24 protein-coding genes and 1 pseudogene are annotated in these 21,700 nt (G+C 61.4%); 9 read left to right on the top strand and 16 right to left on the bottom strand.

Going from position 1 to position 21,700, the window contains the following annotated elements; translation table 11 throughout:
- Positions 1-33: 33 nt before the first annotated feature.
- Positions 34-1,254 (bottom strand): S8 family serine peptidase, encoded by a 1,221-nt coding sequence (locus tag IM701_RS21355; protein ID WP_193829192.1) that lies wholly within the window; start codon positions 1,252-1,254, stop codon positions 34-36.
- 77 nt (positions 1,255-1,331) lie between these two features.
- Between IM701_RS21355 and IM701_RS21350 the strand changes: the two genes are divergently transcribed.
- On the top strand, positions 1,332-1,826 hold the full coding sequence (locus IM701_RS21350) for an RNA polymerase sigma factor (protein ID WP_193829191.1): 495 nt from the start codon (positions 1,332-1,334) through the stop codon (positions 1,824-1,826).
- Entirely contained in the window at positions 1,823-2,503 is a 681-nt protein-coding gene (locus IM701_RS21345; protein ID WP_193829190.1) for a hypothetical protein, read from the top strand. The genes IM701_RS21350 and IM701_RS21345 overlap by 4 nt, the downstream gene beginning before the upstream one ends.
- A 182-nt stretch (positions 2,504-2,685) precedes the next feature.
- Here IM701_RS21345 and IM701_RS21340 read toward each other — a convergent pair whose 3' ends face one another.
- The 6 genes from IM701_RS21340 to IM701_RS21315 all read right to left on the bottom strand — a co-directional run bounded on the left by IM701_RS21340 (position 2,686) and on the right by IM701_RS21315 (position 6,882).
- Complete coding sequence (locus IM701_RS21340) at positions 2,686-2,916, bottom strand: hypothetical protein (RefSeq protein WP_193829189.1); 231 nt, start codon at positions 2,914-2,916, stop codon at positions 2,686-2,688.
- 580 nt (positions 2,917-3,496) lie between these two features.
- Positions 3,497-3,910: a single-stranded DNA-binding protein gene (locus tag IM701_RS21335; RefSeq protein ID WP_193829188.1), complete on the bottom strand. Its 414-nt coding sequence runs from the start codon at positions 3,908-3,910 to the stop codon at positions 3,497-3,499.
- A 282-nt stretch (positions 3,911-4,192) separates the two neighbouring features.
- The gene (locus IM701_RS21330) at positions 4,193-5,104 is read right to left on the bottom strand and encodes a HEPN domain-containing protein (RefSeq protein WP_193829187.1); all 912 of its coding nucleotides are present in this window, start codon (positions 5,102-5,104) and stop codon (positions 4,193-4,195) included.
- A 305-nt stretch (positions 5,105-5,409) separates the two neighbouring features.
- Positions 5,410-5,883, bottom strand: coding sequence for a hypothetical protein (locus tag IM701_RS21325; protein ID WP_193829186.1), 474 nt, complete (start codon positions 5,881-5,883; stop codon positions 5,410-5,412).
- 11 nt (positions 5,884-5,894) lie between these two features.
- The gene (locus IM701_RS21320; RefSeq protein ID WP_193829185.1) at positions 5,895-6,467 is read right to left on the bottom strand and encodes a hypothetical protein; all 573 of its coding nucleotides are present in this window, start codon (positions 6,465-6,467) and stop codon (positions 5,895-5,897) included.
- A 1-nt stretch (position 6,468) separates the two neighbouring features.
- Positions 6,469-6,882: a TIR domain-containing protein gene (locus tag IM701_RS21315; protein WP_193829184.1), complete on the bottom strand. Its 414-nt coding sequence runs from the start codon at positions 6,880-6,882 to the stop codon at positions 6,469-6,471.
- A gap of 219 nt (positions 6,883-7,101) precedes the next feature.
- Between IM701_RS21315 and IM701_RS22075 the strand changes: the two genes are divergently transcribed.
- Together IM701_RS22075 and IM701_RS21300 are read left to right on the top strand one after the other, a co-directional pair.
- Positions 7,102-7,530, top strand: a complete 429-nt coding sequence (locus IM701_RS22075) for a toll/interleukin-1 receptor domain-containing protein (protein ID WP_230487985.1) — start codon at positions 7,102-7,104, stop codon at positions 7,528-7,530.
- Between the two features lie 236 nt (positions 7,531-7,766).
- Positions 7,767-8,906, top strand: coding sequence for a Fic family protein (locus IM701_RS21300; RefSeq protein ID WP_010890900.1), 1,140 nt, complete (start codon positions 7,767-7,769; stop codon positions 8,904-8,906).
- On the opposite strand, the gene IM701_RS22070 is transcribed toward IM701_RS21300, so the two are convergent.
- The 3 genes from IM701_RS22070 to IM701_RS22065 form a co-directional block, all read right to left on the bottom strand.
- Positions 8,893-9,690, bottom strand: a complete 798-nt coding sequence (locus IM701_RS22070; RefSeq protein ID WP_230487984.1) for a hypothetical protein — start codon at positions 9,688-9,690, stop codon at positions 8,893-8,895. The genes IM701_RS21300 and IM701_RS22070 overlap by 14 nt on opposite strands.
- A complete protein-coding gene (locus IM701_RS21295; RefSeq protein WP_230487983.1) occupies positions 9,620-12,091 on the bottom strand; it encodes a strawberry notch-like NTP hydrolase domain-containing protein in 2,472 nt (823 codons plus the stop codon). Before IM701_RS21295 ends, IM701_RS22070 begins: the two co-directional genes overlap by 71 nt.
- 68 nt (positions 12,092-12,159) lie before the next feature.
- Positions 12,160-12,570, bottom strand: a complete 411-nt coding sequence (locus tag IM701_RS22065) for a toprim domain-containing protein (protein ID WP_230487982.1) — start codon at positions 12,568-12,570, stop codon at positions 12,160-12,162.
- Between the two features lie 168 nt (positions 12,571-12,738).
- Here IM701_RS22065 and IM701_RS22060 point away from each other — a divergent pair, with 168 nt between their 5' ends.
- Positions 12,739-12,882: a hypothetical protein gene (locus IM701_RS22060; protein ID WP_156135851.1), complete on the top strand. Its 144-nt coding sequence runs from the start codon at positions 12,739-12,741 to the stop codon at positions 12,880-12,882.
- A gap of 193 nt (positions 12,883-13,075) precedes the next feature.
- Here the strand turns inward: IM701_RS22060 and IM701_RS21285 are convergent, their stop codons facing one another.
- The gene (locus tag IM701_RS21285) at positions 13,076-14,380 is read right to left on the bottom strand and encodes a replication protein RepA (protein WP_010890897.1); all 1,305 of its coding nucleotides are present in this window, start codon (positions 14,378-14,380) and stop codon (positions 13,076-13,078) included.
- 553 nt (positions 14,381-14,933) lie between these two features.
- Here IM701_RS21285 and IM701_RS21280 point away from each other — a divergent pair.
- From IM701_RS21280 to IM701_RS21270, 3 genes are all read left to right on the top strand, one after another.
- Positions 14,934-16,139, top strand: a complete 1,206-nt coding sequence (locus IM701_RS21280; RefSeq protein WP_011906626.1) for an AAA family ATPase — start codon at positions 14,934-14,936, stop codon at positions 16,137-16,139.
- A gap of 231 nt (positions 16,140-16,370) precedes the next feature.
- Positions 16,371-17,354, top strand: coding sequence for a ParB/RepB/Spo0J family partition protein (locus tag IM701_RS21275; RefSeq protein ID WP_010890895.1), 984 nt, complete (start codon positions 16,371-16,373; stop codon positions 17,352-17,354).
- A gap of 127 nt (positions 17,355-17,481) precedes the next feature.
- The gene (locus IM701_RS21270) at positions 17,482-17,760 is read left to right on the top strand and encodes a WGR domain-containing protein (protein ID WP_011906627.1); all 279 of its coding nucleotides are present in this window, start codon (positions 17,482-17,484) and stop codon (positions 17,758-17,760) included.
- Positions 17,761-17,766: 6 nt separating this feature from the next.
- Here IM701_RS21270 and IM701_RS21265 read toward each other — a convergent pair whose 3' ends face one another.
- Positions 17,767-18,630, bottom strand: a complete 864-nt coding sequence (locus IM701_RS21265) for a hypothetical protein (RefSeq protein WP_230487981.1) — start codon at positions 18,628-18,630, stop codon at positions 17,767-17,769.
- Between the two features lie 323 nt (positions 18,631-18,953).
- Between IM701_RS21265 and IM701_RS21260 the strand changes: the two genes are divergently transcribed.
- Positions 18,954-19,841: a recombinase family protein gene (locus IM701_RS21260; protein WP_039336903.1), complete on the top strand. Its 888-nt coding sequence runs from the start codon at positions 18,954-18,956 to the stop codon at positions 19,839-19,841.
- A gap of 159 nt (positions 19,842-20,000) precedes the next feature.
- On the opposite strand, the pseudogene IM701_RS22335 reads toward IM701_RS21260, so the two are convergent.
- From IM701_RS22335 to IM701_RS22330, 4 genes and pseudogenes are all read right to left on the bottom strand, one after another.
- Positions 20,001-20,093 (bottom strand): annotated as a pseudogene (locus IM701_RS22335) (hypothetical protein); the annotation flags it as partial.
- A gap of 57 nt (positions 20,094-20,150) precedes the next feature.
- Positions 20,151-20,519, bottom strand: a complete 369-nt coding sequence (locus IM701_RS21255) for an RNA polymerase sigma factor (protein ID WP_143004974.1) — start codon at positions 20,517-20,519, stop codon at positions 20,151-20,153.
- Positions 20,520-20,598: 79 nt separating this feature from the next.
- On the bottom strand, positions 20,599-20,892 hold the full coding sequence (locus tag IM701_RS21250) for a hypothetical protein (RefSeq protein ID WP_011906631.1): 294 nt from the start codon (positions 20,890-20,892) through the stop codon (positions 20,599-20,601).
- Between the two features lie 344 nt (positions 20,893-21,236).
- Positions 21,237-21,515: a DUF2062 domain-containing protein gene (locus IM701_RS22330; protein WP_370584398.1), complete on the bottom strand. Its 279-nt coding sequence runs from the start codon at positions 21,513-21,515 to the stop codon at positions 21,237-21,239.
- Between the last annotated feature and the right edge of the window lie 185 nt (positions 21,516-21,700).

The raw sequence follows: 21,700 nt of genomic DNA, 5'->3' as shown, positions 1-21,700 counted from the left end.
CCCGCTTAATTCATCGTCACGCGATTTTTTTCATCAGCCCCGACATGGGCCGCAAATCAGGCCTCGACCATAGGTGGCGTCAGGGCCGCGTGGTCCAAGATCGACCGCCTCCCGGTCAAGCGCATCGCGTACGTTGGCGTGTCCCGCCGCCGCGGTGCGTGCGGCCACCAGAGGCACGGCGAAAGATGTGCCGCGCACCGGAACGCGGCGCCCCCGCATGTCGAGCGCGCGCATATCCGCCGCGGGTGCAGCATAATCGAGATGCAACGCCCGGCCTGCCTCGATCAATGGGCGGTTGCGCCCGTCAACGCCCGTTACGGCGAGGACCCCCGGAAACGAGGCCGGATAGGCGGGAGGCGCCGCAGGGCCATCGTTGCCGACCGGCGCCACGATGGTCGTTCCGCGCCGCTGCGCGCCAGCAATAGCGCGCGCCAGCAGCGGATTGGCCGGCCCGACCAGGCTGATGCTGACGACCCGCACCCCCTGCCCCACCAGCCAGTCGAACGCCCGCGCGATGGCCAGCGCATTTCCGCCTGCGGGATCGGACCCATAGACGTCCGCGACAAGCACGCGCCGAACGCCTGCGCCGTGCAACAGTGATACGACGGCACTGCCATGGTTGCCTGCGACCGGCGCGCCGGTGGCAAAGCCGCGTTGCGCCTCGACTGCGCCCGCCGCCCCACCATCGATCACCCCAACAGGGCCGGCGATTGTTCCGTAGGCGGTGACAGGTCGCGCGCCGGCGCGCCTGTCTGTACTGACGGAGCCGCCGGGAAACAGCAGGTTGTCCGCCCCCACCTCGACACCCGGCAGTCGATCGCGCAACATATCCTGCGCGCGCGACAGCCCCATGCCCGGCGGAACCGCAACCTGCACGACCTCCACATCGATGTCCGCCAGTCGTTCACGCCCGATTTCGCGGAAGCCGGAGCCTTCGAGGCGTTGCGCTAGGTCGGCGGGCGGATCGGAGATCAGCAGCACCCCCTTGCGAGCGGGCTGGCCGTCGCGGTCCATGTCCACCAACGCCCGCTGCTGCCGGACGAGACGGCTAAGCCGCTCGATCCGCCGCTGGGCAAGGCTCTGTGCGCGATCGGGCAGATCAGCCACTGTATCGATCGCGGGATCGATTGCATCGGTGGCCAGTCGGGCCACCGTTCCCACGGTGTCACGCAGCCCCGGCACGGCGACTTGCGCCGCGAGCGGGGGGCAAACCAGCGCAAGTAGCGCTCCGACAGGGATCAAGCGTTTGTGCATTGGTGGCTGTTCTCATAAATCGTATTGCCCATGGATGAAACGGACGACCCCATCCGTTGCATCCAGCAGAAAGGCCGATGCCCCTGTCAGACCCGTTTGCCAGTGCCCTGCTCGATCTGCTGCCGCGCCTCAGGCGCTTTGCGGCAGGCCTGTCGCGCGATCGCTCGGAAGCGGACGACTTGTGCCAGGCGACGATCGAGCGGGCCTTGCGCAATCGCACACGATGGCAGGACGGCACCCGGCTCGACAGCTGGATCTACCGGATGATGCGGAATATGTGGATAGACGAAGTGCGGGCCAGAACCCGGCGAGGCCAGACCTTCATCGCCGAGGAACTCGGCAGTGACATCGGCAGCGATGGCGGGCAGGAGGCCGGCGTGATGCTGGGCGATGTCGATCGCGCTCTGGCCACCCTGCCCGACGAACAGCGCGAAGCGGTGATCCTCGTCATGGTCGAAGGCTATTCCTACAAGGAAGCGGCGGAAATCGTGGGGTGCCCGGTGGGCACGCTGAATTCGCGGCTGGTGCGCGGGCGCGATGCGCTGCTCGCCCGATTGGGAGAAGCGGCATGACGCCAACACCCGAACAGATCGCCGCCTTTGCCGACGGGCAGCTCGAAGGCGAGCAAGCTGCGCAGGTCGAAGATGCGGTTGCGCAGTCCCCCGCGCTTCAGGCGCAAGTCGCAGCGCATCGGGCCTTGCGCGCCCGTCTGTCCGCCCACTTCGCGCCGGTGCTGGAAGAAGAGGTCAGCGCAGCGCACCTTCGTCTCTTGCACCCGAAGGACGATACCGTCGTCGATCTGGCCAGCGTCCGGGCCATACGCAAGCGCCGCTGGACGTGGGTGGCCGCCCCGGCGCTGGCCGCATCGACCGCTCTGGTGGTTCTGCTGAGGCCCGCTGCGCTTCCCGAAGGGTATGCGCAGCCCCAACTTGCCGGAATGCTCGACCGGCAGTTGGTGGCGGAACAGGATGCTGGCGCTTCCCAGCGGGTGCTGCTGAGCTTCCAATCGCGCGATGGCCGATTCTGCCGGGCCTACAGCTCCCCCGGCGCCAGCGGAATTGCGTGTCATGATGACCGCGGATGGAAGATCGAAAGCGTAGGCGCCGCCTCGCACGAAGCCAACGAATACCGGCAGGCGGGGAGCGTGGCGACGATCATGCAACAGGCGCAGGATATGGCCATTGGTCCCGCGCTCGACCCCAAGGATGAACAAGTGGCGCGGAAATCAGGTTGGCGCGCCCCGCGCTGAAGCAGGAAAGCGGCTGGCCAATATCGCTCGGGCCAACACCTCGTCGTCCAGCTTTAGGCAACATCTCGTCGAGGTGCCAAAATCAGTGTCGGAAGCCACGCGTCCGGCGGCTTACTGCCGCCCGATGTCCGCTGCGAGCAACAAACCAAGGCAATTCGCAATGAACTCTGCGGAAAACCACCTCAATCGATACCTGCCTTGCGCTGTTGCACGGCAATCCATTCCAGTCGCCAAAGGCACTCTTCGAGGTTCTCCTCCAACTCTTCCAGTTCTGCCTCGTATTGGGCGGTGGCCAACTCAGAGATACTTTGCCGAAAGAACAGGACCGCCTCGAGGCAATCATCCTGCTCCTCCTGCACCCTGGAAGCATATTCACCGAGATTGATGTGCCCTAGGCGGTACTGATCGAACAAGTGAGTCAACCGCTCGGCGAATGTCGGCAGCCGGACCTCCCGAACTCGCGGCGGGCGTAGTTCTGCCTGTCCGCTTGCAGGCACGCTATCGTTTGCGGTAATTGTGGCAATAGCTGCCCTGGCCGTAGCCCATGCATTTCTGCACCAGGATATGATCCCCACGCCTTCTCCCAATTCGGTTGGCGTCCGTATGCATCGAACGGCTACCCCAGACTACGTACGGTGTGCCTGTCAATAGGCAGGATTCAGGCCCCTTGGACCGGTACTGGCGGCTTGATCAGAATCTCTGGTTTCTCTCTGATTCCTGTGGGATTGCGGCCCGTTCGGACCAATGCGGTGGCTTCGACCGCGTCGAAGCGATAGCGACGAAATTCTCTATTTGTTTCGTTTGCGGGTACAAATAGCCATCAGCTCTACCCAAACTGCCCGACCCTTCCGAACGACCATTTTGGCAATGTAGCTGGTCTTCGACGGCTCGGCCTATGAGCGTCCTGATGAGTGCGAAACCAGACGACAAAAGGCCCCTGCGGATCGTCCGCAGAGGCCTTATCGGGGGTGATCCCGGTGATGATAGGCGGCGCTACTTTGAGCGCCGCCGGGTGGCCTTAGCAGGAGCCGGGACTACGGTCTCATCCAGCGGGAGCTCGGCATCGCCTGCTGCCTTTTCCTTGGCCTTCGCGAGGAAGTCGACCTGCTCGGCGATGATCTCGCAGCCATAGCGGACCTGGCCGTCCTTGTCGGTCCAGCGCGTGTAGTGGATGCGGCCGGTGACCATGACCAGGGCACCCTTGGCGACGTGCTCTGCGACCTGCTTGCCGACACCGTTGAAGCAAGTGACGCGATGCCATTCGGTCTCGGTCTGACGATGTCCCTCGCCGTCCTTGTAGTGGCGCGTGGTGGCGAGGGAGAGGCTGGTGACCGAGGCGCCGTTCTGGAGGTTGCGGACTTCCGGGGTGTTGCCGACGAAGCCTGCGAGGATGACGGTGTTCTTCATGGCGGATTCCCTTTGAAGCTCTTCAGAGTGTCCAAGGGACCATCCCTTCGACTGAGCCCCGAAAGGTCCGGGGGTGGAGAGGACCGCACGAGCGACGCGAGGAAACCCCGCCGGAAGGAGTGGTGCGGGCAGCCGCGCTTGGCGCGGCAACACGGTCCGCACCGGTGCGGGTTGCGTGTCCTGTCCGGCTTCGGACAGGGGCGTGTTTCAGTCTTGGAAGGGGATGTTCTCTGGACGCGTGCGAGCGTTCACCACGCCGGGTCATAAAGAACCAATCCTGCCTCAGGCAGCCTTGGCAAGATCCTCGATGCGCGCCTCGCAGGCGCTCTTCACCAGCCCTTGGAGCACCTCCACCCGCCCGGCAATCCAAGCGAGTTCGTCTGCCGAAATGCGGTAAGATGGCGCGTACCTTGCCTTTACATAGGCATCGCGCAGCAGGGCATAGCACCGCTTCTCGAAGCGCCCGGTGCGCGGCCAGACATCCTTTAGCGCTGGCTCAAGTTCCTCGGCCATGTCCCGCAGGCGGTTGAGGTTGTGCGACTTGGGCGACCACAATTTGCGCACGAGGAAGAGGCAGTGATAGAGCCGTTCCACTGCCTGATGCAGGTCGAACACTGCAATCTTGGGGGCACCATCCGCGACCGCATGTTCGTACTGGCGGTAGAACTGACCGGCGCTCTCGAACCAGTCATCGAAGTAGTCCTGCGTCTCCTGAAGAGCCTGCTCGCGTGACAGGGGCATGGGCTCAACGAACGCGGAATCTACCTCCTCGAAAAGCACGACGCCATCCTTGAGGATGTCCATGAAAAAGTAGCGGCCAAGCCGGAGCTTCTCGTTCACATCGTCAAGGCTGTGATAGATCAGGCTGACCGGTGTGCGCAGCACTTTACCCGCCGACAAATCGGCAAGCAGCCTGCTTTCGGTCGCTTCCCAGAACTCGGCGATGTCGGTGAGATCGTCGTGGTTCACGACCACCAACAGGTCGTAATCGGAAAAGTAGCGGCCGACCGGGTCTTCGACCCAATCTCCGCGTGCATAGGAGCCGAACAGCACGATCTTCAGCAGCTTGCCTGCACGATAGCGTGGCTGCGTACGATGCGCGATTGCCTCGGCAAAGCCGGCGCGCACCGTCTCGACGACGTGGGCAAGTTCGCGCCGCTTGCCTTCGGGGAGATGATCGAGGCCGGATTTCATCAAATGCGGAATCGGTGGTTTTGCATCTTCTGCCAAGGAAAAAGTGTAATCGACCTGCGGCACTCGTAGCACGAGATGAGCTTGCGATACGGAAGGGCGTGGCTTGATGTCGAGCGACGGGACGTTCCTGCCGGTGCGCTATTGGGAACGTCCGGTTATGACAACGGGCGTTCTAGATAAACCTAATCTTTTTCTCCTAGAGCTGCTTGGACGTCCCGAAAGTCCGCTTAGGGCCGGTTGATCGGCGCAAGCTGCCCCTGGGTTCAGGGGAGACGTAAGGCGCCGGTGCGATGCGACGTTGCGCGCTAAATATCTGCGGTCTTTCGCTTGATGGGATCGATGTGATGGACCTGCCGCCCCAAGGCCATTGCATATACAACAATGTCAGCAGTGCCGCCCCGTCCGGCCGCATCCTCACCATCCCAAACCGTAACTAAGCAATCCACGTTCCTGGCGATCCATTTTCCCGCATCGAGGAAGGCGCCCTCGTCGGGCTTTCTCGATCGCAATTGGACAATCTGCGCCTTTGCGAGCAGCCGGCTATATTCCCTGAGCGGCTCATCCTTAAACTGGCTGGGATAGTCCTCCATAGGAACGACAGCTATCAACGTACCGCCAGCATCAAGCACAGCGTCTGCAAAGATTTGATCGGCGCCTGCCGCCAAGCTGGAATAGCCGAAAATGATCGATTTGCCCGCTAGATAGCGGTCGATGCGTGACCTAACCCACCGCCAGTCGATGCCCTCACGCTGTTGATGGCCAGTTACACCGATTTTCATTTCGTACCCTTCTAACAGGCAAACGCGAGCAAACGTTGCCATAGCGATTGCCAAGGGATCGCCGTCACAGCCTGAAAGCCGTAGATTCCAACGAACACGCGCGGCACGAACTTCTCAGTCTCGTAGAAGGAATTGTGCTTCTTGCCGTCACCGTCTGGATCGAGCCTTGCCCATTCTTCCGTGAAAGGTTGCTCGACTAGCTTCCGTTCCATGTCGTTGATCACACCAAACTTGGCCGTATTGAGCGTTTTGTAGCTGAGGATAGATCGGCTCCAATATCGGCAAACCAGCACGCCAGCCAGCGACACCAATAACGCTGTTTTAAGCGGAGGGGTGCCGCCTCCAAAATAGGCTGATCCGCCTACCAGAATCGTGTTTATCGAAAGGTAGAACGAGTTAGCCACCTGCCGCCGTTGGCTAACCCTATCCGCCATTTCGACCATCAACTTGTATTGTTCTAAGCGCTCAGCTTGCTCGACTTTGCGCCGACCAGTGACAGATTGGCCTTGAAGATACTGTTGGCCTTTCACCAGAGGCAATCCTGCTGGGGCAGCGTCGCTACCCACCGTTCCCGCAGCCAGCATCTCATTTCTTGTTCTTACCTTCACCCATCATCTGAGTGACCGCAGCAGCGACGCCATCCCAAGTCCAAGGGATCGTCCGATTCCGCGCCAATCCGACCGGAAGCGTGCTATTTGCATCAGCACCACCGACATACACGCCAAAATATGGAACGTCTTGAGCTTTCGCCATCGCAATCTCTTTCACGACGCCTGTGGCTGTGCTCATGTGCTTCCCGACAAGGACAATCATCAAGTGAGTTTTATTGATTTTCGCCTTTACGAGATTTTCCCACTGCGACTGAGCCATTGGCTCCTTCGCTGACCAATCCTCGTGACTAAACGGTGTCTTTGAATGCCAGGCCTGTCCTGCGAAGAGCATTTTCTCGTTACTGTTATTGTCGACGTCAAAGCTGATGAACGCGCGTGGCTCCGCCATTGATACCTCCCGGGTTTGCAATCATGAGTTTGGCTCGGTTGCTTGACCAGCGCAATGACAACAAATCGAGAGTGAAGTTTTTCAAGATCGATCTTTGCGCTAGGACGAGCCAACACATTTTCGTAGCCTCGGTTCTCACGGAACACAGCTCAATTGGCGGTCGCGTCATGCGTCCAGAAAAGGTATGAGTGGAGAACAAAACAGGTGCGAGGAGCCGCATTGGACCAAGAGGAACCACGCGAAGCGATCTTCATCAGCCATGCAAGCCCGGAGCAGAACATGTTCACGCTCTGGCTCGGCGCCAAGCTGGCGGCGATGGGCTATGAGGTCTGGGCTGACGTCCTGCGCCTCAAGGGCGGCGATGATTGGCAGCGCAAGCTCGAACAGGCCCAAGCGGTGGTCACGGAGAACAACGCGGATTTCCCCGAGGCAGTCCTGACGCCGCTCAACATCGAAGCACGAACTGCAGATGAGTTCATCGCCGACACCATTGCTCTTGATGAAGGCAAGGCGGTTGCCGCGATCCGAACATTGCGCACTCGGCTTACGCGACCGGAAATGTCTGCAGAGGGCTACCTGAGGTCGCTAGAGGCGCATGGGCTATTCGTCACTGCCTCACTGCTCAACAACCACATCGAATCCATCTGAGGTCCATTCGCGTCTCGATCGCTGACGTGAGGTAGGCCGGTCTAACAGCACAGTCCTATTTAACATCGCTGATGTTAAATGCGCTCAAGGCACCCCTGCGCCGATCAAGGCCTCGGTGAAGCGCCCCCAGCACTTGCGCTCGGAAATCGGCGGCAAGCGCCCCGTGAGGCATAAATCATGGCTTTATGCCTCATAATGAGCTATCGAGTGAGTTATAAAGCGGGAACGAATGCCTCATGAAGTGGAATTGGCAGCAGCCGGACTGGCCTGATTTTCGCTGGAATAGCGAAGCCCTGGCCGTGCACGAGGCCCGTTTCCTGCAGCAATCCGGGATCATGATCGGCGTGGTGAAGCACCTCGGCGATGAGGACCGCACCAGCGTCGTGCTCGACGTCATGACCGACGAAGCGATGAAGACCTCGCAGATCGAAGGCGAACTGCTCAATCGCGACAGTGTCCAGTCTTCGCTGCGCCGCGAGTTCGGTCTCGAAACCGAAGCCCGCCGGATCCCGCCTGCCGAACGCGGCATCGCGGAAATGATGATGGCGCTCTTCCGGGACTTCGCCGCTCCACTGACCGAAGAGGTCTTGGGCGACTGGCATCGCCTGGTCCTGAGTGGGCGCAGCGACATCGACGTCGTTGGCCGTTACCGTGAGCACGAAGATGCGATGCAGGTCGTCTCGGGAGCCTTGCACAAGCCCACCGTCCATTTCGAGGCACCACCGTCGCGCGAAATGGCGGCGGAAATGGCGCGGTTTCTCGAATGGTTCGCGGCTACCGGCCCTGGCGGCGCTACGCCCCTACCCGGCCTAACCCGGTCTGGCCTCGCGCACCTCTACTTCGTGACCATTCACCCGTTCGAAGACGGCAATGGCCGTATCGGGCGCGCGATCGCGGAGAAGGCACTGTCGCAGGCAATCGGGCAGCCAAGCCTGATCGCGCTGTCGCAGACCATCCAGCGGCGGCGCTCGGCCTATTACGACGCACTCGAAGCGGCGAACAAGTCCAACGAGATCTCCGACTGGCTCGCCTATTGGGCTGAGACTGTCCTTGATGCGCAGACCCACAGCCTGGCGCTGATCGACTTCCTGCTGGAGAAGACCCGGTTCCACGACCGGTACCGGGGGAAGCTCAACCCGCGGCAGGAGAAGGTCATTGCGCGCATGTTCCGTGAGGGGCTCGACGGGTTCAAGGGCGGGCTCAGTGCTGCCAACTACATCACGATCGCCGACACCTCGCGGGCCACGGCAACCCGCGATCTTCAGGAGCTGGTCGCGCTCGGCGCGATGGGGCAAACGGGAACGCTCAAGGCCACCCGTTACCACCTGATCCTCGATGCTGTTGCCGGGACAAACCCGCCGGTCAATCAGGCGTAGTCGCAGGGCCCGTCATCGCCTGCAGAATGGCCTCGGCCTTGTCGGTTGGCACGAACACCCGGGTTTTGTAGGCGATGATCTCGGTGAAGCAGCCCATAGCCTTGAGCTCGGGGATGCGGGCCGCCTCGGCGCCGACGATCTCGATCCGGCGCGCCCCGTTCACCCGGGACGTGCGAACGGTGAAGTTCAGCGGATGCGGCGCCTTCCACGTGCCACCACCGAGAATGGCTTGGGCGATCTTGGCCGGGTCAGTCTGCGCTTTGCGCGAGACGCCAAGCTTCTCGAGCGTCGCATCGACGTAGAGGTCATGGACGTGCCGACCGAGCCACGAGGCGCCGGACTTGTCGACGATGCGGTTGACCGTCAGGTCCTCTTTAGGAAGCGCGCCCCAGATCGGCAGCAATAGCCCGGTCGCAAGAAACACCGTCTCGGTCACCAGCTGGTTCTCGTCAGCGGCGTATTCTGCTTCCCACAGCGCGCTGAACTTGGTCTGGGCGACAGGCTCCCAGGCGGTCTCGTCCAGCCTGCCCGCAAGGATGTATTCGCTGCGCAACGGGCGGACGAGTTCGAACCGGCGGATAAGCTCGCCCTCCTCGTCCATGTGCGACGGCGCAGGGATCGCGAGCGCGACCTTGCCCGACTTGGCGTTGCGCAGAAACAGCGGCTTGTTCTCGTATGAGGCCATTTTCAGCACGCGCTCGAGCGCGAGCAGCTTACGCCGCTGGGTCAGCGACAGTTCGAGGAGGTGCGAGGTCGCCCCCGTCACCGGATCGGTACGGATCACCGTGTCGGAGAGCACCTCGCAGGTCTCGGCCGCGACGGTCTCGACGCCGATATCGAAAGTCCCGGCCTCCTTGGCCGCCGAGGTGTTCGTCGATCGCCGGGAAGATCGAAGGCAGCTTCAGTGAGAGCAGCACCTGCGCGAAGAAGCGCTGCTTGGTGCCTTCGAACCGACTGCGCGCCGCCGCCTTGGCGCCGCTGTTGAGCGTGCGGTTCTCGAGGCCGTCGACCACGCCCGTCAGTTCAAGCGCGGCTTCAAGGTTCTGGTGGATGATCGTCCAGGCCTCGCAATAGGTGTCATAGATCGCGATCTGGTCGATGCTGAGGTCGTGGCGCAGGATGTCGTACTCGATCCCGGCGAAGCTGAGCGCGCGGGCGAGATAGAGCCCCGACGCCTTGAGGTCGCGCGCCACCAGTTCCATCGCCGCAATGCCGCCGTCGCGGATTTCGGAGATGAACTGCTCGCGGTTCGCAAAGGCCGTGCCCGGTCCCCACAGGCCAAGCCGCACCGCATAGGCGAGGTTGTTGACGTCCGAAGCACCGGTGGCCGAGGCGTAAAGCACGCGGGCGCGCGGCAGGGTGTTCTGCAGCAGCACTCCAGCGATCCCCTGGAGCGAACCCTGTTTCTGACCGAGAGCCCCCTCCCCGCCAGCGACACCGCCCATTTCATGGGCTTCGTCGAACACGATCACGCCTTCGAATGCGGGACTGGCCCAGCGCACAATCTGGTCGAGCCGGGTATCCTCGACACGGGCAGAGCGAAGGGTTCCATAGGGGACGAACAGGATGCCCTCGGGCGCGGTGATTTCCTCGCCGATCTTCCAGCGCGCGAGATCAATGATGTCCGATGGCAGCCCGCCGATCGCGGTCCAGTCGCGCTGCGCATCCTCGAGCAACGGTGCGTTCTTCGAGATCCAGATGTGCCGACGATTGCCCTTCAGCCATTGGTCGAGAATGCAGGCCGCCGCCTGCCTCCCCTTCCCCGCTCCGGTCCCGTCGCCTAGGAAGAAGCCGGTGCGGTAGAGCTGACCCTCGGGGTCTTCCTTGAGCGCCACCTCGCCAGCAGTTTGGCTGAAGCGGCCGTGGAGATCGCGGCTCCAGGCTTCGCCCGCGTAGATCACGGTCTCGAGCTGGGCCGCCGAGAGCAACCGCGCGGTCACCGTCCGCTCGGGCAGGCACGGAATGTAGCCGGGCTTGGGCGCGGCGATTGACGCCATGGCGGCGGATTCGACCAGATGGGACGGATGCTCACCTGCTTCGGGGATGACGACGCGCGAGGGGCGATAGTCGGCATAGACCCCGCGTTGTTCGCCCATTGCCGCGGCCTCCTCGAGCACTTGGTAGGCGACAGGCCTGACCTCGTTGGTCTGCGGTGCCCGCACGATCACCGGACGCGCCGGGCCGCTTTTCACCGATCGGAACAAGCTGAGTTTGGGCCGAACCACGGCAGCCGGACTGGCCACGCGCAGCGCAGCGCGTGGAGGAATAGGTCCTAGCGCCGCGAACAGCTCGCTTACGGACGCTCGATTGATCGTCGAAACCGAGGTCTCGCCCGGAACCTTGTCGATTACCAGCAACCGCACCGCAATGCCGGTGCCGTGCTTGGCGTAGCCGCCCTTGTCGAGCCGCAGCGACATGACGACCCGTGCGCCTTCCAGAGTACGGCGATAGACTTCGCCACCTCGTGCGGATTCAGCAAACCAGTCCGGCATGATCGCCACCACCCGTCCGCCGGGCAACAGATGGTCGAGTGCTGCGCGCAGGTGCCGTGCCGCTGTGTTCTGATCTTCGCCGCGCGACTGCGACACCGAGAACGGAGGGTTCATCACGATCACGCTCGGCCGAGCGGTCCCGGCGAGCAGCGCGGCAATCTTGGCGCCGTCGTGGCGATAGACTGAAGAGCCCGGAAATAGGCCTTCGAGCAGCTCAGCGCGGGTAGGTTCGAGTTCGTTGAGAAGGAACTGCTTCACCGCGCCTCTTGCCAGCGCAGCGATGATCCCGGTGCCGGCGCTCGGTTCGAGGAAGATATCTTCGGACCCGAGGCGCGCGAGATGGACGGCAAGGCACGCCAGCGCCGGCGGGGTAGAAAACTGCTGGAAAGCGATCTGGTCTTCGCTGCGCACCGTGTGGGTCGGTAATTCCCGAGCAAGCGCCTCGAGCGTGCCGATGGCAGCACCGGCGTCCATTCGGCCGACCAGTTCCGGAATTGCCATGGCCAGCGCCACCTCAAGCGCCTCGAAACTCTCGCGCTGGGTCCAGGCTCCCGCAGCATCGTTGCCGCCCGAGCTCTCGGTCATGGCCTCCGTGAGAGCCGCTCGATCGATGGGAATGGCGAGCAGGAGCTTGGCAGCAAGCGTTCGCGCAGCGCCGAGAATGGCGCTGCTGCCTGAGATCGTAGCGGTCATGGAGGTCTCCGGGAGAATTGTGAGGTCTGCTGCCGACCGGCGGCACATCCCCTGCAGCCCCCCTCCCCTCAGCGCTTCAGGAGCTGCGCCCAGTCGTTCATGCGTCCCGGTGGCCACTCGGTGTTGATCGCAAGGCCCGGTCGGGCCAATGCTTGCCGCGCACGGGCTTCGGCGCGGCGGCCTTCAGGGTCGTTGTCAGCAAGCAGGAACACGCGCTCAACGCTGGCCGGGATCTCGACCTGGTGGAAGCGCTTGGCGCCCATGGTGGCCCATGCCTGGATGCCGGTCAGTGAGGTGTATGCCGCGGCAGTCTCGAAGCCCTCGCAGAGGCCAATCGTTTTGCCCGGTGGTCCGTTGGTCCAGGCAGCGCCGATCGCTCGCCCGAGGACGAGCTTCTCGGTGTAGTGGGCCGTCGTTGGATCGAGGAATATCCGCTGGATCGCGACGATCTCGCCCGCCTTGCGCATCGCGACCAGCAAGGCTGGCTCAAACTGAACGAGCCTCCCCTGCCCTTTCGGACAGCGCGGATGAAATCGCAGGTCTTCAAGCGGTGCCCAGACGTTGCGGACTTCGCGGACATAGCGCTCGGCCAGCGTGCCCTCGATCTGACGAGCTGCCTGCCAAATCGCAAGAAAGGCTGATGGCTGGTGAGCCTGTCTGCCAACTACCTCAGCGGGGCCAACGCTTGGCAGGTCGGCGATCCTGCGAAGCGCTCGAAGAACATCGGTAGCATCACAACCGGCATGGCAGGTCACGAGGATGCTGCGATCGCCTTGCCTGATCGCCAGTGACGGCGTTCGGTCTGCATGGGACGGGCAACGACACATCGCGGTGTTGCCCGTCCACTTGCCACCTAGGCGGGCGACGAGGGTTCGGAGATCCGATGTAGGGTGATTGCTGATGAGGGGCATAACCGCCCAGCTCAGCCCTACTCCCCTCCCCCGACGCGAATCAGCCGTCGGCGATGTGCTCGGAAATCATCGGTCAGTTTGCGCCTGCCTGAGCGCGCCGGTCAGCATATTTGATAACGAAGGCCTCCCAGACCCTGAGCCACTCGGCATCAGTGCGCGCTTGCTTGATGCCAGGGAAGCCCGCACGAAAAGCGTTTGCCATGGTATCAACACACCACGGCTTACCTTTATCGAGACCGATCGCCCGAAACTTCGTCTCTCGGTCGCCGTATGTCAGGCTACCGCCCGGAAAATGCTGCAGAGGTTCGGTGGTCTTCGTTTCGCGAAGGGGCGTGCGAGCCATCTTCGGGACCGATGATCTCGGTGCGGTTTCCAACGCTGGTGCACCAATGACACGCAGGTGCGGACCGACGAGCTTTCGCTCCAATGGGGCTGGCGAAGGTCGCAACACCACCTTGCGACCGCTGAAATCGACATCTGCGTTGGGATACACCGCCGAAACCAACTGCATGGTCTCTCGCACGGTTTGCCGGAAACGCTTGCTGTCGGCGTCATTGCCCAAGTGCTTGGCCAGTTGATCCCAGGAGATTACTTGCCCCCGGTCACTGCCGATCCGTGGCAGTCGATACGCAAGGTAGGTATAGAGGTCGAGCGCAGTTGGGGTGCCCTTGAGCTCTCGAATAGCGACCTCGTTAAGCGGTACGGCATGATCAAGCAGGTGGCTGTAGAATGCCTCTGACATCCGAATTTCACGCGCAAATGCGCCGTTTTTCTCAAGCGATCCGGCGTACTCGTTGGAAATCTTCACATCCCGAACAGCGAATGCGTTGTCCCCACCCTCGTTACCCTCCCAGCGGATTTGCCATTCGCAGGCAAGCAGCCGGTCCACCTGCTCCCTCATCAAATTGGCGGTACCGCGAGGTCCATAGGAAACTGTCTGATAGCCAAGACGGCGCATCCACTCAGTGAAATTGCGACCCAAGTAGACGTCGCGCGAACGCTTCGTGACTGCTTGCGACAGCAGATAGATCAGCGCGACGCGCGGATAGGCCCCATACGGTACTCCGAGGCTTCGAAGTGTCGGCTTGCCATCGACGGTTTGCAATATGGGCCTGGGGTTGATCGCCAGCGCATACTTTCCGTCTTCGCGAAGGATGGGTTGCGTATCATCCTTCGGCCGCTTCGTGGGCAGGGACATCGCGCAAAGCGCTGAATGCAGAAATGCCGGTACGGGCTCTTCATCCTGAACCCTGAGAAACGCATCCATGGTCAGCTGAGTGCCGGCAGACTGCGCTAGTGACCTGACTCGCTCTTCACCACCGCCTAGCATTGCTAGAGCGTATTGATGTCCGATTGGACGCAGTGTGTCTCCGCTCATTGAACCGTCCCTTCCCGACTCATTGGAGCCCCGGGTTGGTCGTTAATCAACAGGTTTGATCTTCGAAAGCAAGGCCATTGGCAGTTTTGACGGATTTCCGGGCCTGAAACCTCCAAACACGCCGATGATCTCGGAGCGGTTTGTCGGCGCACAACAAAATCCAATGACCAAAATTCAAAAACGATTCGCGAATCGGATTTTCTTAGGAGATTCCTTTAGTAGGTATGGGCTCCGAGATCATCGGTCTCAAGAGAACCGAGATCATCGCTTAAATGCACTGAATTCATCGGTTTGCACCGAGATCATCGGTGATTGTCCACAGGGGGCCAAACTAGGCACACACGTCCTTGTGCGACCGCCGATGCGCGTCACAAGATTGAACTCCCTGCTCCCTGGCGACCAGTGACTTTTCGATCCGTCCTACCCCTCTGATTCGGCGCTAGCCTGAAAAGAGCACGGAGATCATCGGTCACTTTGTAAGATTGGTGGCCAAAGTTTGCTCAAAACTGCCAAGAGTGCTAATTCGCCCGCTCAATCTCACAAAGCGGTGACCATGGCCAGCGAAGCAGCGCTCGACGCACAAACCGATGAACTCCTGGAAGACGGCTTGGGGACCTTACATCGAAAGGCCCTCACCATCCTTAAGCGTATTCGCGATGGAGCCCTGGATCCGGAGACCGGCCAAAAGGTCGGGCCGTGCTACTCAATCTCGAAGGCGGCCGCGCTCGTCGGCCGAACTGCCTCTGCAATCCGTGAGGCCGAGCGCGATGGGCGACTGCCGCAACGCGATCGAACTGCGTCCGGCCATCGGGTCCAGTACACCTTGGAAGAGCTCGATCAAATGCGCGCCGTTTTCGGAACTCGCCCCTGGCGAGAACCAACCGACACGCCCGCGGTTATCTCCGTGTCCAATTTCAAAGGTGGTGTTGGGAAATCGACAGTCGCGCTGCATCTCGCTCAGCATTTCGCCATTCACGGTTACCGCGTTCTGTTCATCGACTGCGACAGCCAAGCCAGCTCGACGATGATGTTCGGATATCGGCCCGACGTGGATCTGACCGAAGACGACACTCTCTACGGGCATTTTCATAATCCCGAACTCCTCGGGGTGCGGTCCATCATCCGCAAGACTCACTTCTTTGGCCTCGACCTGATCCCAGCCAACCTCAAACTCTACAATCTCGAATACGAGATCGCGGGCTACCTGGCGCAGAATCAGAACTTCGACATCATCGATCTGATCGCCGAAGCTATCGATACGGTGGTCGACGACTATGACGTCGTTGTCATGGATCCGCCGCCGGCTCTCGGCATGGTCTCCATGGCGGTACTTCAAGCAGCCAATGCGATGGTCATTCCCGTACCGCCGAGTGTGATCGACTTCGCGTCTACCGTGTCCTTTATCGACATGGCTCGCACCACGATGAAGCAGCTTGAGCAAATCGCGGGCAGGGTGAAGCCAGCTTACAACTTCATCCGCCTGGTTGGGAGCAGAGTGGATGAAAGCAAGTCTATGCACCGGGAAATCCTGTCGATGATGCGGCAGGTCTTTGGCGGTTCAATGGCGACATCTGTTCTGAAAACCAGCGCGGAAATCGACAACGCCAGCTCACGCATGAAGACCGTTTTTGAGCTCGACAGGCCAGTGACCTCGCATGAAGTTCACAACCGTTGCATGAAGCATCTGAGCGACGTCTGCAGAGAGATTGAGACTGACGTCCTGCGCACTTGGGCGAGCAGGGCAGGGGAGGCGGTTTAGTCAAAGTTGCCACGTGGCAACTCGGGCATAAAACCGCATATTATCAACGTCATGTCAGTGAAATTTGATTGGTTGGTATGAGGCTTGAGGCGTGGGATTGAGGCAGTTTCTTGGGAATGTTGCCACGTGGCAACTTACCAAATCTGGCGGCCTCACAGCGGCTCATGGAGGGCAGTTGCCACGTGGCAACTATGCCTCCGGCGAATAAAGAAGAGAGGTTCGGGATACGATATGGCCAAGGGAAATCGGGGCTTCGGAAGCAGCCTGACGGAAGGGCTGGATGACGATATCGAGGTTGGCGCGCCGGCTCCCTCCGAAAGCATTATGGCAAGCCGCAGTCAGAGTTTGGCAAGGATCGCGGCAGGCAAAGTCGTGACCGACCGGACGGAGTGGGTTGATCCCGCGCGCTGCCGACCTTGGCGCCTTCATAACCGCGACCTCGACCATCTTTCCGAAGATAGCTGCCGCGATCTAATCGACGCATTTCTCTCCGCTAAGAAGCAGCGAATCCCGGCAATCGTCCGTCGCCTCAAGGACGACCCTGATCACGACTTCGAGATCATTGCGGGCGTTCGTCGTTGGTGGACGGTTCAGTGGCTGCGTACCCACCACCATCCCGAATTCGAATATCTCGTAACGATCCAGAACGTCTCCGACGAAGAGGCATTTCGGGTTTCCGACATTGAGAATAGGTCTCGGAAGGATATCTCCGACTGGGAGCGCGCGAAGGAATATTCCCGCGCGCTCGACGAGTTTTACAACTCAAACCAAAGTGAGATGGCCGAGCATCTGAAGATATCGAAGTCGTGGCTCAGCCGCCTGCTGGACGTGGCGCGGCTACCATCAGAGATCGTTGCTGCTTTCCCGGACACCCATGGCATTACCGTGCGGGTGGCGCGAGACATCAAGCCACTGACTTCTGACAGGCGCGCACTGGATCTCATGATCGCCGAAAGCCGTGCGATCGTGGCTGAGCGCGATGATCTTGGAACTGCGCTTCCCGCTCCAGAGATTGCGAAGCGCCTCATCCGCGCAACGGTCGCTCCAGTGAAGTCATCGAACTCCGATGCCGAAGTGAGGGGGGCGAATGGCAAGGTGATCTTGCGCTATGCGCATTCGGCGAGGGGAGGGCACACGTTCAAGGTTCCTGCTCGAAGCGGTGCATCAACGGCTGAGGTTCTGAAGGCGATCGAGTCCGTCTTGCAGAAAAGCTGATCCAAATGCCCATCCTGACCGCTTGGGGGCGGTGCCCGAGATAAATCGCCTGCGTGAATCACTGAGACTCGACTGATTCAAAATTCCCGTTGGATTGCATGAATCCTCGTGCGGCATTTATGCGCGCATGGACACCCCGACCCACGGCAGCTTCATTTGGCTCGAAGCCGTCTGCGCAGAGCGCAATGTCGCCCGGCGCTATACCGTCGCGGTGAGCCGCGACCTGTTCGGGGCCTCGATCGTCGAGTTCGCCTGGGGGCGGATCGGCACTAAAGGGCAGGGGAGGGCGGTCTCGTTTGCCGACGAAAACGAAGCCGCACGCTTTGCCCGCCAGTTGCTCAAGCGCCGGGCGTCAGCCCCCAAAAGGATTGGCGTGCCCTACCGCGAGGTGTCGTTGGCGCCGTAACGCGCCTCAGGAGGCCCTGGGAGCCGCAATGGGGGCCAGGGCATGGTCACCGGGGCGCAGGGTGGCCAGATCGGCCCTGTCGAGCGCTGCGGCGGCCTGCGAGGCCGTTCGGCGGGTCACATCAAGCGCGCGGGCCAGTTCGGCGCGGGTGAGGGGTCCCAGGCTCAGGATCAGCTGCCACACCGCCGGCGCCTGCGATGAGGCGTAGAGCCCCGCCAATCGTTCGTCGCCCAGCGCAAGCGCTGTACGCACTGCGGCCAGGTCGGTTGCCACATCGGTCGCGGCCGCATCGATCGCGGAGGTCAGCAAGGCGGAAAGGGGCCTTTCCAGGTCCGCCTTGAATAGGCTGCGCGGGGCGAGACCGGCCAAGGCCAACGGTGCGGCGCCAAGCCCGAACACATGCGGGCGCATCGCCGCGGCGAGCGAGGCCGCCCAGGCGCTGCCCCGCGCCGCAAACCGCTGGAACACCTTGCCCTCGATCACCACCTCCTCGCTGCCCAGTTCGAGGAAGTCGATCTCATCGTCGCGCAGTTGCTCGAGCCATTCTTCCAGCGTCGCCAGCGGATCGCGTGCCGGCAGCAGCGCATCAAGCCGCGCCAGCGCCCGATCTGCCGGATCGCACGCGCTGGTGAAGCTCTCGGTCGTACCTTTGGCGGCGAGCGCGAGGCGCGCTGCGCGGGCGAGGGGAGGGGACCCGCGCCTTCCGATCCACGACAGGAAATCGCGCCGTTCGTTCGCGTACCACGAGCGGGTCAGCTCGGCCGCCTCGAGCCCGGGATTGTGCTCAGGGCCTTGGTTTTCCTGAGGAAAATCGCGGACATGGACGCGCCACAACCGCCTGAGCGAAGCCAGCGCCAACCCTTGCCCCACCTCCGCGCCCAGGAACGGCAGCGCCCCCTCGAGCCGTGCGAGCGCCAGTTGCCACGGGGGAGGGGAGGGTGCCATCACTGCCAATAATATAGGAATGGATCGAAAAGTATACTCTGCATTGAGGCCTTATTCTGGCCCCTTCCACTGTCCGATAACGGCCCATCACGGATACCTGCGCCGGCGTGATTTTCCCTGCTCGTTGGTCCCAATACCGGCGGAAAGCCGCGGAATCACGTGGTTGCTCGGCACTAGCCAAGAGCGACAGAAGATTATATCTAACGGGGGCAACCGTTCTGATGGGACCATTAAATGGAATGTGACAAATAGCATTGATCGGCTACGCCCGCGTTTCCACGGATGAGCAGGATACGGTCGCCCAGCAGGATGCCTTGCGCGTGCAAGGTTGCGTGGAGATCTTCGAGGACAAGGCGAGCGGTGCCAGCAAGGAACGTCCAAACTTAGCACGTGCACTCGGACGGGCGGGGCAGGGCGATACCCTGCTGGTCGTAAGGATTGACCGCTTGGCTCGTTCGCTGTCGCATCTGCTGGAGATCGTCGAGACCCTGCGAGGAAAGGGCGCATACTTCCGTTCGATCCACGACCCGATCGACACGTCGAGCGCGCAGGGCATGCTTATGACCCAGATGCTTGGTGCGTTTGCCGAGTTTGAACGAGCCCTTATCCGGGAACGGACGCGGGCAGGCATCAAGGCTGCCGTCGCCAGGGGAGCGAAGCCTGGCAACCCGAGAATGCGGGAACGTGATCCCGTGGCGATCTCGAATATTCGCGTCAGCCACAACGAGCGACATCTGAACGAACTGCTTGATGGCAGGCATCGCTGGCTGCCGACAGTCGAACGCCTCCGCCCACATTTGCCATGGGCATTGGTTCTGCGTCAGGTGCTGGCGATCACGCCACCGGTCCGTTCGTTCAGCGAGCGAACTCTGGTTAAGGCGTGCCGTAATTTGGTGCGTGCAAGCGTTGCCAACCCCGCGATTCTGCAGAAGTCACCGCGATTGCCGCCCGATACACGGGTGGCCCGCCTTGTTGCCGACCGTCTCAACACACATCCCGATGCAACTCTGCGCGACATCGCCACTTGGCTTTCTCGGGACTTGAGGGAACCGACACCCCGAGATGGCCTTTGCTGGACACCCGAGAGCGTTCGTCGAGTCATCTCGCAAGCGCGAGCCTTGCATCTCGTTGCTTAATCCTTGCCATACTACCGGGCGATTCAAGAGTGGCCTGTGTCGCGCAAAACCGAGAGTTCGAGCCGGTGGAGCTGTGCGAGCATCCTGTTCACGTGGATGACGGGCCCACAGCGCGAGCTTGATCATCAAGGACATGATGAGGAGCACCGCGGCAGGGATTCCCCACTTCACAGCAGTAAGGGCATCGGCAGCGGCGAAGAAACCAATTGCGGCCCAGACACCGGCACCGAAGAGGACGAGTTGCGCGGTCATCATCATCATGCTTACCCAACCGGTGCGGCCCGAGAAGATTCCGATAAGTTGAGACAATTACGGAGGTTCTTGCTCGGTGCCTGCGCACGTGACCGCATCATCCCGCAGATTGGAGGCAAGAGCGCGGTCCGTTTGATTGCTCGCGATGAGACTGGCGCAGCGTCGCGTCACGATCCGATACGACCACGCCGGGAACGCACGCGCATCGCGCAGGGTTCGGATACCTTTTGCGATCTTGACCCACGCGGATTGTGCTGCGTCCCTGGCTTGTTCACGGTGGCCAAGCAGACGGCAGGCGTGCGCAACCAGTTTGGGGTGCCACTGCCGCGCCAGTCTTTCGAAGGACGTGTGGCAGCCGTCAATCGCGCGTTGCGCGATGCGAACTTCCTCTTCGCGATCAGGCCTGTTCTCGTGCGAACCATGCATCATGCAGGTAAGGTGGTCTGGATCACGCATTTGGTTCAATTGTCAGAGGTCCGACATTTTTGGCGATCGATCGATGGTATCAACGGCGGCAGGGCCGCCCCTCATATTGTCGGCGATGAATTACGTATTCGCGCCCATTCCAGCGCTCGACTGGGAAACACATGCCGGGGCCACCAATTTCGACGTCAGGCCAGCCTCCGGCGCCTTTGGTTGCCAGGAATGTCGCGATACCGGTGCGCGATGCGACCAGCCTCCAGGACCCATTGGCTTGCTTGCTGACGATATTGAAAACGACCCCCGTGATCCCGAAACAGAAGGTGCTTCCCTCGGTGATGACTGCCTCCGGGCGTCCGTCGCCGTTGAGGTCCTTCATCTGCTCGATCGCTCCCGGCGTATAGCCTGCCGTGCTGGGGTCTTCGCATTTGCGCCATTGCCCGCCTGACTTCTGGCCGACCCCAAGGGCCCACTCCAGCGCATGGTCAATTCTCCCCGGGGGTGTTGTCCATCCAGACCAAAGTTCGATGGTCGGCCGCCACTCGCTGAAGGGATCCGGGGAGACTAAGGCCGACCATCGAATTGAGTTGATCGTTGCTTCGGCAGGGTGGCAACGAGTCCGGGACGATTTTCTCCGTGAGCATGTATTGTTTACCGCAGCTCGGCGCCAGCGGCACCTAAAAAGGTCATAATAGAGATCACGCGACACTGTCGGTGGCCTGATTATGCATCGTTACGAGATTGGTGATCGGCTTGCCTGAGGAGGAGGCGAGACCGCCATTGGCGCGCCAGCGGCGGCCGCCATGCGAGGTGAACCGCGCCAAAGCCGACAGCGGCCGAAACGGTCGCAAACAGGAGGAGACCGGCGATTATGGGCAGCGTGGTCCCCATCACCATGCTGAGCATCGATGTCGACAGGTCATTCACCGCTGCAGGCATTGCGCCGGTCCCGCCAGATGAGCCAAGGAAATGGTTGCCTACGCGAAACGCGGCATAGTAGATCGGCGGAAAGGTGAACGGATTTATGACCAGCGTCGCCAGCGCTGCAACGAGGGGTTCCCGCGAGCAGAAGCAGCGAGAAGGTCCGCGACGACAATCTGCCCGATCGGCAGGACAAATCCCACGAAAAGCCCCAAGGCAACAGGGAAGGGCAAATCCTCTGTTCGGTTGACAATCGATGGCTGATC

It is taken from the genome of Novosphingobium sp. ES2-1 (assembly GCF_015169775.1).
Classification (GTDB): Bacteria; Pseudomonadota; Alphaproteobacteria; order Sphingomonadales; family Sphingomonadaceae; genus Novosphingobium; species Novosphingobium subterraneum.
This window is presented reverse-complemented; position numbering and strand designations above follow the sequence as displayed.

What these genes read in the sequence shown, in the direction of transcription:
- IM701_RS21355 (WP_193829192.1), bottom strand. Translation starts at nt 1,254, where the DNA reads ATGCACAAACGCTTGATCCCTGTCGGAGCGCTACTTGCGCTGGTTTGC.
- IM701_RS21350 (WP_193829191.1), top strand. Translation starts at nt 1,332, where the DNA reads ATGCCCCTGTCAGACCCGTTTGCCAGTGCCCTGCTCGATCTGCTGCCG.
- IM701_RS21345 (WP_193829190.1), top strand. Translation starts at nt 1,823, where the DNA reads ATGACGCCAACACCCGAACAGATCGCCGCCTTTGCCGACGGGCAGCTC.
- IM701_RS21335 (WP_193829188.1), bottom strand. Translation starts at nt 3,910, where the DNA reads ATGAAGAACACCGTCATCCTCGCAGGCTTCGTCGGCAACACCCCGGAA.
- IM701_RS21330 (WP_193829187.1), bottom strand. Translation starts at nt 5,104, where the DNA reads ATGAAATCCGGCCTCGATCATCTCCCCGAAGGCAAGCGGCGCGAACTT.
- IM701_RS21325 (WP_193829186.1), bottom strand. Translation starts at nt 5,883, where the DNA reads ATGAAAATCGGTGTAACTGGCCATCAACAGCGTGAGGGCATCGACTGG.
- IM701_RS21320 (WP_193829185.1), bottom strand. Translation starts at nt 6,467, where the DNA reads ATGCTGGCTGCGGGAACGGTGGGTAGCGACGCTGCCCCAGCAGGATTG.
- IM701_RS21315 (WP_193829184.1), bottom strand. Translation starts at nt 6,882, where the DNA reads ATGGCGGAGCCACGCGCGTTCATCAGCTTTGACGTCGACAATAACAGT.
- IM701_RS21300 (WP_010890900.1), top strand. Translation starts at nt 7,767, where the DNA reads ATGAAGTGGAATTGGCAGCAGCCGGACTGGCCTGATTTTCGCTGGAAT.
- IM701_RS21295 (WP_230487983.1), bottom strand. Translation starts at nt 12,091, where the DNA reads ATGACCGCTACGATCTCAGGCAGCAGCGCCATTCTCGGCGCTGCGCGA.
- IM701_RS21285 (WP_010890897.1), bottom strand. Translation starts at nt 14,380, where the DNA reads ATGAGCGGAGACACACTGCGTCCAATCGGACATCAATACGCTCTAGCA.
- IM701_RS21280 (WP_011906626.1), top strand. Translation starts at nt 14,934, where the DNA reads ATGGCCAGCGAAGCAGCGCTCGACGCACAAACCGATGAACTCCTGGAA.
- IM701_RS21275 (WP_010890895.1), top strand. Translation starts at nt 16,371, where the DNA reads ATGGCCAAGGGAAATCGGGGCTTCGGAAGCAGCCTGACGGAAGGGCTG.
- IM701_RS21270 (WP_011906627.1), top strand. Translation starts at nt 17,482, where the DNA reads ATGGACACCCCGACCCACGGCAGCTTCATTTGGCTCGAAGCCGTCTGC.
- IM701_RS21255 (WP_143004974.1), bottom strand. Translation starts at nt 20,519, where the DNA reads ATGCATGGTTCGCACGAGAACAGGCCTGATCGCGAAGAGGAAGTTCGC.
- IM701_RS21250 (WP_011906631.1), bottom strand. Translation starts at nt 20,892, where the DNA reads ATGAAGGACCTCAACGGCGACGGACGCCCGGAGGCAGTCATCACCGAG.